The organism is Cryobacterium sp. MLB-32, from assembly GCF_000738085.1.
Classification (GTDB): domain Bacteria; phylum Actinomycetota; class Actinomycetes; order Actinomycetales; family Microbacteriaceae; genus Cryobacterium.
On sequence record NZ_JPRS01000352.1, the window covers coordinates 1 to 2,320 of the forward strand.

Consider the following 2,320-nt stretch of genomic DNA (forward strand, 5'->3'; position numbering starts at 1 on the left):
AATCGGGTTTGTCTTGTGTCATCTTGGCCACCTTTTAAGCTTCACGGTTTGTTGCCCCGCAACGAAGGTCGAGACCTTCCTGGAACTGACGGTTCGATACGCGCATGACCCGGCGCTACGACCCCAGAGCGGCGAACCGCTCGATGTCGGCCTCGGTGCCGGACACAATAATGAGGTCGTGGTTGGACACTACCGTGTCGGCGGTGGCGTACGTAAATGGTTTTCCGGGGCTCTTCACGCCGACCACGGTGACGTTGTACTTGCGCCGCACGCCGGAGTCGATGAGGTTGAGACCACGGATGGGCTTGGGCGGGTACATCTTCACGAGTGCGAAATCGTCGTCGAATTCGATGAAGTCGAGCATGCGGCCGGAGACCAAATGCGCGGCTCGTTCGCCGGCTTCCGCCTCCGGGTAGATCACGTGGTTGGCGCCGATGCGTTCCAGGATCTTGCCGTGTGACTTGGAGATCGCCTTCGCCCAGATCTGCGGAATCTTGAGGTCCACGAGGTTGGCGGTGATCAGCACGCTGGCCTCAACGGATGACCCGACCGCGCACACGGCGATGGAGAAGTCCTGCGCGCCGATCTGTTTCAGCGCCTCGAGAGATCGCGAGTCGGCCTGAACGGCGTGGGTGACGCGCTCGGCCCACTTCTGCACGAGGGCCTCGCTGATGTCTACGACGAGTACCTCGCGGCCCAGCCGATCGAGTTGGCCGGCCGTGGCAGCGCCGAAACGACCGAGCCCGATGACGAGTACGGGGGCGTCGTGTTTGATGCGATCAGCCAACGATGGGCCTCTCTTCCGGGCGTTTGAACAACTGCCTGCTCTGGCTCGCCGCCAGCGCGGCAGCGAGAGTCACTGTACCAACCCGGCCCATGAACATGGTGGCAGCCTGCACGTAGACCCCCTCCGGCGGCAGATCTGCCGTGAGCCCGGTGGACAGGCCGCAGGTGGCGAAGGCACTGATCACGTCGAACAGCACATGGTCCAGCGGGGCCTGCGTGATGTGCAGGATCAGCACACTCGACACCGCGACAGTCGTGGCGCCCCAGAGCACAACGCTCACCGAGAGGCGCAGCATATCGCTCGGGATACGGCGTCCGAAGGCCTCCATCTGTGCCTTGCCGCGTGCCTCTGCGAAGGCGGCGAGAAAGAGAATGGCGAAGGTGGTCACCTTGATTCCGCCGGCGGTCGAGGCGGAACCGCCGCCGATGAACATGAGCATGCTGCTCACGAGCAGGCTCGATCCATGAAGATCGCTGACGTCGATCGTGGCGAAGCCGCCCGAACGGGTCATCACCGACATGAAGAGCGATTGAAAGATGGTGCTGCCGGCGTCCAGCGACCCGAAGGTTTTGGGATTGTCGAATTCGAGAATGATGTAGATGATCATGCCGGCGAACATGAGCGCGATCGTGGTGACGAGGGTGAGCTTCACGTGCAGGGACCACAGCCGTGGCTTGCGCCAGCTTCGGGCCAGGGAATAGATCACGGGAAAACCGAGGCTGCCGAGGAATACGCCCAGCATGAGCGCGCCCAGAAACCAGAAGTCGTTCTCGAACGGCACGAGTCCCAGGGCATTCGGGCTGAACCCCGTGTTGGTGAAGGCCATCGCCGCGTAATAGACGCTGTGCCACAGGGCCTCGCCGGTGGCGACGCCTTCGATGAGCATCCGCGGAAAAATCAGGGCGGCAACAGCAACCTCGATCACGAGGGCGCTGATGGCCACGGTGAGCAGCAGGCTGCCGACCTCGCCGAGCCTGATCGCCTGACCCTCGTTGACCGGCCCGGCGTGGATGCGAGACGGATTCGAATCGCTCGCCGCCATGAGCTTGGCCCGCAGTCCGAGCCGACGGGAGATGACCATCCCCATGATGGAGGCGAGGGTGAGCACACCGATGCCGCCCACGTTGACGCCCAGAAAAACCAGCACGTTGCCGAACCCCGACCAGTGGGTGGCCATGTCCACGGTGGACAACCCGGTGACACAGATCACCGATACCGCGGTGAACAGCGCGTCGTACAGGGGAGTGATGGTGCGGTCAGCTGATGCGACGGGAAGCGAGAACAGAGCCGTGAACAGCAGGATCAGGGCGGTGAACACCAGGATGGCAAAACGCGAGGGCGAAGACCGCACGAGGTGATCGACACCGTCACGAATACGGCCGTACCAGGTGGACTGGTGGTGACCGAACCGCTTGGCGGAGGTGTGTAACTGCACGTGGAACCCCCAAAGACCTGCGACCCGCGCCACTTTGACATGGTACTCCCTCTACGGAGTGACTAACCTGAGGGAATGGCAGACATTTTCGACGTTGT

Annotated in this window: 2 protein-coding genes; both read right to left on the bottom strand. The window is 62.6% G+C overall.

The genetic code is table 11. The annotated features are described in order from the left end of the window. Positions 1-115: 115 nt before the first annotated feature. Positions 116-787, bottom strand: coding sequence for a TrkA family potassium uptake protein (locus JF66_RS18505; protein WP_035880317.1), 672 nt, complete (start codon positions 785-787; stop codon positions 116-118). Then, the gene (locus JF66_RS18510) at positions 780-2,222 is read right to left on the bottom strand and encodes a potassium transporter TrkG (protein WP_051973748.1); all 1,443 of its coding nucleotides are present in this window, start codon (positions 2,220-2,222) and stop codon (positions 780-782) included. The genes JF66_RS18505 and JF66_RS18510 overlap by 8 nt, the downstream gene beginning before the upstream one ends. Positions 2,223-2,320 lie beyond the last annotated feature (98 nt).